The organism is Acetomicrobium hydrogeniformans ATCC BAA-1850 (assembly GCF_000160455.2).
Lineage (GTDB): Bacteria > Synergistota > Synergistia > Synergistales > Acetomicrobiaceae > Acetomicrobium > Acetomicrobium thermoterrenum.
In genome coordinates this window covers 1-7,345 of the sequence record NZ_ACJX03000002.1, presented here as the reverse complement: position 1 = coordinate 7,345, position 7,345 = coordinate 1, and the positions used below count along the sequence as shown (strand labels likewise).

Below are 7,345 nucleotides of genomic sequence, written 5' to 3'. Positions count from 1 at the left end.
TTCCAGATACCTATGAGCAGTAGGGTAGGAAAGGTCGGTTTTCTCTACAACATCTTGGATGGTAGCGCCTTTGTTCCCTATCTCGTCAAGGGCCAAAAGGATGGTTCTAAGCGTTTCTTGATGTATTCCCTTGTTCAAATTTTCCAGGCCAGAATGTCGACGGTAATCTAAAAGACGGCTATGTAAGGCAATGCGCGCTGCAAAATCTGCAAGTCGAATTGGTTTTAAAACAAAGTCATCGGCACCTATTAAGAGTAAATCTCTTGCTATCTTCTGATCTTCTTCGATAGTTAGAACGAGGATGGTGACCTCCTTTGATATTTTTCTACATCTTTTAATTACTTCGGCACCACTAGTCAGGGGCATGTGGTAATCTACCAGCAATATATCTATCTCTTTTCTCTGTATCCACGATATGACGTCTTCGCATCTAGTGGTCGTGTGTATTTCCCAATTTTGATTTTCTGCCATGGCTTTAAGCGTATAAAGGATGGCTTCATCGTCATCTATTGCACCAATACTAATGGTCACAATAAAACCTCCCTTTCTATCGGTATTCTTATTTGAACCTTACCTCCACCATTATCGGAATTTCCTATATCCAGCGTACCCTTATGTTCCAGGGCAACTTCTCGAACGAAGGCCAAACCGAGACCTGTTCGATTTCGCCCCGATGAAAGTTCCCTTAATTGATGCTGCAGGAAGCCGGGTCCGTTGTCGATGACAGAAAATAATACGTATGAACCGTCGAAGGAGACCTGCAATAGGATATGTGGCTCCTTTGATTTTTCAGATGCAGCCTGAGCAGCATTGTCGAGTATATTCACTAGCGCTCTTGAAAGTCTGACCAGATTTACCTCCAAAGTGATTTTTGATTCCCTTTCCGAGAGCATTACCTCAACATGGCGGTGAAAGTCCAAAGAGCTTACTTGACTCATTGTATAGGATAGTATTTCTTCAAGTGTTATTGTCCTTCGAGAGTCAGGATGCAAGATTTCGGAGATCATTTGATTCATTCCCCAGGCAGCGCGTTGGATTATTTTTGCGTGTCTTTTAATGTTCTCCTGAGAAACGCTGTTTTCAATGACGTCTGCCAGCCCGGTTATAGAAGTTAGCGGTCTTTTGAGATCATGAACGAGATTTTGCAACTCACGCGAACTTCTCGTCCGCAGATGTTCTTCCCGAAGTCGAGAAAGTTGTCGCTCCTGAATGCGGATGCGTTTCATGTGACGGATTTGTCTGGTAGATAAAATAAGCAGTTCTGAAGTTATTAAGCCGCCTGCCAAAACGGTAATAAAAGCTATTCCTCCGAGGAGGTTTAGTATCTCGTCTCGCTCCAGAAGAAAGGCTACTCCTTTGATTGCCATTGAAACTTCGCCCCATCCAAACCCCAAAGTCGTGAGTCTCGGTATAACGTCCAGCCACTGAAATGAGAACAAAAGCGGGATCAAGGCCAAAGTTGTATTCCCCCACCCTGCTACATCTTTTGTAAGTTTTTGTATGATTACTACAGATAGAATGCCGAAAACAGCTGGCATCCCAAAATGTGGTTTCGCCGAAGATTGGAGGGATTCCAGTATTTGATAACAAAAAGGGATCATAATCACTGGAACAGCAAAGGCTAACCATTTTCTACCAAAAAGTCTGGCCATACCATGTCCAACTGAAAACCACCCGAGGTAAAGGAAGAGGGCGCGCAAAGTATTCAATAAAACCAGAACCCCAGCTGCGGCAAAAAGATAACCACTATCACCGCCGGCCGTTGCCAGATTTATAAGATTATAAACAGCAATAAGGGGTTTTTTGACCGACAGAGTGATTATCCAGATACATAAAAACATGGTCCCCATAAAAAGGGGAAAATTTTGTAGGATTTGCCGAACATGGCAGCGCCTATGGTAAATGGCCTTGACGATAATAAACGTCCCTCCTCCGAAGGCATGGTTTTGTTGGAACGTAATTTAATGTCAAACTAAGTTAAGCGATTTTTGCATTGTAAGATAACAAAGATTATTACGACAAAGTACATTCTTCCTTGCGAACCCCAAGCCTGGCTTTATTATACTATTGGTATTCCTGTTGATTAAACCCATTCTAATTAGATAAAAAAACAAGAAAAAGATGCGAGAAAGACTTTCTCGCATCTTTTTCTTGTTTTTTCTTCAGGTTATGATTAATACCCGATGGGTATTCCTAAACGTCGACTATCAGCTCCACCGTTAAGCAATTTATCTGTGAAGAGAATGCCCTGGGCAGTGCCGAAATACCCAGATTTTGGTCTTACTTCTATATTGTGACCACGTATTTGGAGCATTTGAATTGTCGTTGGGTTCATCGTGTCCTCTACAAGAAAAGCCCCGGCCTTTCCGTTGTAAGCTCTGGTGAAGATTCTTGGCTGTTCAATGGCCTCATCCATGCTCATGCCGAAATCTACTACGTTCATTATAATTTGAGTCACAGCGGTTATGATCCTCTGCGCGCCTGCCGCGCCAACAGTCATAAATGGCTTCCCAGCAGGATCCAGTAATATACTGGGTGACATCGATGAGAGTGGTCGTTTACCCGGTTCTGGAGCATTAACGCTATTAGGATTAGGCGAAAAGTCATCCATTTCATTGTTGGCTACAATGCCATATTCGGGGACGACAATTCCTGAACCGAAGAAATAATTAATTGTATTGGTGGATGCTACGACGTTCCCTTCTTCGTCGGCAACAGAAAAATGGCTCGTAGATATGTGGGTATCATTTGCCACTGCGATGTGGTTCACCGTCATGTTGTCTTGGAACATCCAGGGATCGTCGGGCTGAACCTCAGTCATTACGACATTGTGCCGTATTTTTTCTGCAAGTTTTCTTGCGTAATCTTTGTTGGTAAGTCCTTTTAGAGGAACTTCTATGAAAGCAGAATCTGCCATGTAAGCGTCTCTGTCGGCAAAGACCAATTTCATTGCTTCGCCTAGAGTATGAAGGTATCTTGGGCTGTTGTGTCCCCAATCGGAGACAGGAAAGTTCTCCATGATATTTAACAATTGAACAATGTGGGTTCCTCCGCTTGATGCTGGCGGTGTAGAATATACGTGGTAACCTCTGTAGGTGCCACTCACCGGTTCTCTTGTTTCAACTTTATAGTTTCTGAGATCATCCATCGTCATATTCCCGCCATTTTTGTTCACAGCGTTTACAAAGGCTTCTCCAATTGGGCCGTCATAAAATACCTTTGGTCCATGTTCACCTATCATCCTGAAGGCCTTGGCTAAATTTGGCTGCTTTAAGACCTTTCCGGCTTCAATGGGGTAGCCATCCTTCAGAAAAGGGACGTCAGAGGGATCGTTAAAGGCGTAGAGCTTCTCGAGATTGTCCGTAATGATCTCTGTTTGCATTTCCACTATAACGAAACCTTCCTCGGCAAGTTTGATCGCAGGCTTTGCCACCTCAGACCATGGCATTGTGCCATATTTTTCTAGGGCCATCCACATTCCCATGATGTAACCGGGAACTCCAACGGATTTCCCGCCAAGCTGAGACCATTTTTCTTCCTTAGCTTTCTCAGAGGCAAACATATCCTTAGTAGCGCTAGCTGGAGCGGTTTCCCTGTAGTCCAGTTCTATAATCTCTCCTGTTTTTGCAAATCGAATGATCATGAACCCCCCGCCACCAATCCCTGAGGCGTTTGGTTCCACGACGTTGAGCGCTAAAGCCGTCGCTACAGCAGCATCTATAGCATTGCCTCCCTTTTTGAGTATCTCTACACCCGCTCTTGAGGCCAATAAATGTGCCGACGACACCATGCCGTGTTTTGCATATACGTCCTTAATAAGAGGCTCCTGAGCGGGCGCCATTGTTGACATTACTACAATTGCTATGATAATGCTTACCATCAACGAAAGAATTTTTTTCATACCTATTCCTCCCTTTTTTTATATTTTAACACTAATATAACATTACATTGTTAGATTGTCAGACTTTAGGGGTGACAAAAACGATCCTAGCCCCTTATGAAGTAGCTCATTGAATTTTGGAATTCCGTTGATAAGGATTTCCTTTGTAGGGTCGTAAAAGCCAATTGCATCAAAAAAGGATTGAATTGCAGTTACATGTCTTGCTATGCGTAGGTCAATTGATTGGTCTTCTTCATAGGGGATAAAGAGTAGTCCCAATTTCGAAGCCCATGCGTAATATTTATCTCTGCCCGTTAGGACCAGCTCTTCGTTCGTTTTGCCCCTTAGGCGACCTTGGCTAGGGTTGCCCGTTTCCATCAAAATTGGCATGGAATTTGTTGCATCTCCCCATTCTCGATGGGTGAGTCCGCGCAAGTTCTTTGGCGACGGCTCCAGGCGTATTGGAATTCCAGCGGTTTCCATCTCAATGGCAACCATGGCGGCTAATTCCATGCTGCGTTCATGAGCAACTATGGCATTGACGACAGGATATTCGGGAGATGCCTCGTGCAGATCGAAGGCAAGGTCAACATTTTCCGCAATGACAAGCTGGCGAAGAGCATAGGCTAGACGTTGAGTAAGAGCGCCATCGGGGGTTCCGGGGTGAGCTCTATTGAGATTGCTTTTTTCGCTTCCCGCAAGCTTTTGCCCTGATTGTGGGTGTATGAAAACGTCGGGGTTGGGCCACTGAAATATGGGGTTTGTGCTTCTGGAGCCATATCTAAACGTTCTCGTCGAACCATCAGGAAGGGAAAAGTGAATAAATTGAGGATGCGCTTCCTGTGGCGAATTATGGGTAAAGCCCATATTGTTGGCGAAGGGAACCACAATAAGCCGCCCCTTCTGAACTTGTGCGCGTTCTAGGAAGAGGATTGCAGCAAGATATCCAGCTGGTTCGTTGGCATGAGTGCCGCCCATGATAAATGCGGTTCCGCCCTTTTCTTTGCCCTCCTGAATAAAGACTGGAGTGTCAGCCGGAGTGTTTTTGATGCCGTCGAACCATTCTGATAGCATTCGCATTTTAAAGCCTGTAGCCGGGACTAAAATGTCAGTTTGCCACATAGCGACAAATTGGCGAGCTGATATGAATGCCAGCAATACTACCAGAACGATAAGGAGAAAGGCGGTTCGGACAGTTCCCTTTATAGTCCAATTCATATTCTTCACCTCTATTTTATTTAATTAGAAGTGCTCGTAGGATTAGAGGCAGGATCACCAAGGCAGCTGTGGCCTGTTTCCAAAAGTCCTTTTCTTGAAACATGCATTTTACAACAAAACTAAGGATGAATATTACAATACCACGATATATAACTGTCATAATCAATTTGCTTTCCTCCTAATAAACAATGCTAGAAATGATACTTGCCCCCAATATGATGATAATCCCCCACAGGGCTGTTAAAATTGCCGGGAATACACAAAATCGAAGCACCTTAAAATAATTTGTTTCGCCCACGACTTGGGCTGCGAAGATTCCGGCAAGTGCTGTAGGGGGCATCAGATCGCCTAATCCTGCAATTAAGCTAAGAGCGCTTCCAGCGATGATTTCGTTCTTGCCGAGCAGTGCGAGCAAGAAAGGAACGCCCAGCACAGAAGCGGACCCGAAAGCCGAAACAGCACCAAAAAGGGGCATCGATGTTGCTATACCTACGTACAGAAGCCAAGCGGGAAGGGAAAGGGCTGAGACCACTACAAAGCCTCTAACGCCCGTCAGTGTCATGATTTGAATGAACATACCAACACCCATGAGTATACCCATCACTGGGAGAGAATCGTTTATTGCTTCCGTTACAGTAGCTACAGGTTTCCAACTTTTTCCTGTAAAGAAAGCCAAGGAAGAGGCCATGAGGAAGGAAAGGGGCATTCCAAAGGGAAAGACAGAGGGAAAGAGGCTGGATCCTCCTAACAGAATGACTAGACCGACCACTGGTAAGAAAAGCCTTGGCGTCATATTTACGCGTTCCATTTTACGGAGCTCGTCTTCCAAAGCCCTCTGATCGCGTGCCTTGTTTTTGAGTCCAGGATAAATTAGAAGCAGAGAGGTAACTGCGGCCAGGGGTATTGTACATATTAGAAGGGGGACGCTAAAGCCAACATAGGGCATGTCTATACCTCCACCAATTATCATTGCCGGGATATTGATAGGCGGTGCAATCATGCCATATATCGCGCCCATAGCTACGGCAGCTGCAGTTTTATGTACTTGAACGCCTAACTTTATGAGGACAGGTGCCACAAGAGCGCCTGTGGTAAGAACAGCGGCTGTCGAGGAGCCGGTTATCATGCCCGGGATCATAATTAAAACCATGATCCCGAAGGATAAAAGGAGTGGATGGTTTTTGAATTTACGTATCATGTAGGCGGCTATAGCCTCAAGCAATCCGGTTTTCTCGATGACCTTCATGAAGATCATCGCCGTTGCAATGATTAAAATAGTGTCTAGATATCCAAAAGTGCCTTCGACGAGATGTCTTAAAGGGAGCCCTTCGCCTGCTACAATGCTACCCGCAATTGCTGCCAAGACCATGGATATTGCTATAGGGAGTTTTAAAAAGAAGGCACCAAAGGCAAAGGTGCCAACCATGATAATTGTGTAAAAACCCTCGGGCCAAAATAGAGTCATGGTCCTAACCTATTACGATACCCCAGTCCAAAAGGACTGTACGCAGGGGAGCATCTGTTTCCTTTATGGAATTCGCCTCGTGCATAGGGATGCCAGAGTCTTTTGTTAGTTTATCAAAAAAGCCATCATTATTGCCTCCCTTTACCACGATCACGCTGTCAGCAAGTGGGGTTACCGCTTCAATAAACATATCCGAGAGCTGACCCCTCCTACCCTCACCGCCTACGTGCATAACTAGGATTTTCATGCCCTGATTCCGTGCGGTATTGATGAGTTTTATTGCCCTTTCCTTTTCTTCTTCCTTATCTATGCCTGCCGCACCTAATCCCTTTGAACTGCCGCCAACGACGAGGATTAAGACTTTTTGGCCTGCAAGGTCGCCAGCTTTCATTAAGCTGTCATAATCATGCTCTATTCCCATATTTCTAAGAACTACGCGAATCATCATGGCATCGGGACTTTGTCCTACAGAGGTAAGGGCTACCTCAGAGGCGTAGGCCATGCTTTGTGTAGAAAAAACCAACAGAGCAAATAAAAGAAGTGCCAAAACCTTTTTCATGAAGTTGTAACCTCCTAAGTTGTTGCAAATTAATTTTTTTTCGTAATTATGTTACCTTGTTAGAAACGAAATGTACATAATATTTCTCATTTTTCTCATGGTTAACTATAATAAATTGCTAATAATAGAATTATGCTAACTTAAACAAACAAAGAGGTGTCCTTTGCGGACACCTCTTTGTTTGTTTAAGTCATGTTTAGCTTTTATTGTTTCCTGGGTTTCA

General features: G+C 44.4%; 6 protein-coding genes. All 6 read right to left on the bottom strand.

The window, feature by feature from the left end:
* Positions 1–531 (bottom strand): response regulator (locus HMPREF1705_RS10455; protein WP_057941039.1); only part of this gene is annotated, 531 nt, incomplete at its 3' end.
* Entirely contained in the window at positions 528–1,841 is a 1,314-nt protein-coding gene (locus tag HMPREF1705_RS10450; RefSeq protein WP_207382515.1) for a sensor histidine kinase, read from the bottom strand. The genes HMPREF1705_RS10450 and HMPREF1705_RS10455, both read right to left, overlap by 4 nt.
* A 332-nt stretch (positions 1,842–2,173) precedes the next feature.
* Complete coding sequence (gene ggt / locus HMPREF1705_RS10445; RefSeq protein ID WP_057941038.1) at positions 2,174–3,901, bottom strand: gamma-glutamyltransferase; 1,728 nt, start codon at positions 3,899–3,901, stop codon at positions 2,174–2,176.
* Positions 3,902–3,943: 42 nt separating this feature from the next.
* Positions 3,944–5,098: a succinylglutamate desuccinylase/aspartoacylase family protein gene (locus HMPREF1705_RS10440; RefSeq protein WP_009202505.1), complete on the bottom strand. Its 1,155-nt coding sequence runs from the start codon at positions 5,096–5,098 to the stop codon at positions 3,944–3,946.
* 178 nt (positions 5,099–5,276) lie between these two features.
* Positions 5,277–6,563 (bottom strand): TRAP transporter large permease subunit, encoded by a 1,287-nt coding sequence (locus tag HMPREF1705_RS10435; protein ID WP_009202507.1) that lies wholly within the window; start codon positions 6,561–6,563, stop codon positions 5,277–5,279.
* Between the two features lie 4 nt (positions 6,564–6,567).
* Positions 6,568–7,122, bottom strand: coding sequence for a DUF6305 family protein (locus HMPREF1705_RS10430; protein ID WP_009202508.1), 555 nt, complete (start codon positions 7,120–7,122; stop codon positions 6,568–6,570).
* Positions 7,123–7,345: the final 223 nt, after the last annotated feature.

What these genes read in the sequence shown, in the direction of transcription:
- HMPREF1705_RS10435 (WP_009202507.1), bottom strand. Translation starts at nt 6,563, where the DNA reads ATGACTCTATTTTGGCCCGAGGGTTTTTACACAATTATCATGGTTGGC.
- ggt (WP_057941038.1), bottom strand. Translation starts at nt 3,901, where the DNA reads ATGAAAAAAATTCTTTCGTTGATGGTAAGCATTATCATAGCAATTGTA.
- HMPREF1705_RS10440 (WP_009202505.1), bottom strand. Translation starts at nt 5,098, where the DNA reads ATGAATTGGACTATAAAGGGAACTGTCCGAACCGCCTTTCTCCTTATC.
- HMPREF1705_RS10430 (WP_009202508.1), bottom strand. Translation starts at nt 7,122, where the DNA reads ATGAAAAAGGTTTTGGCACTTCTTTTATTTGCTCTGTTGGTTTTTTCT.
- HMPREF1705_RS10450 (WP_207382515.1), bottom strand. Translation starts at nt 1,841, where the DNA reads ATGTTTTTATGTATCTGGATAATCACTCTGTCGGTCAAAAAACCCCTT.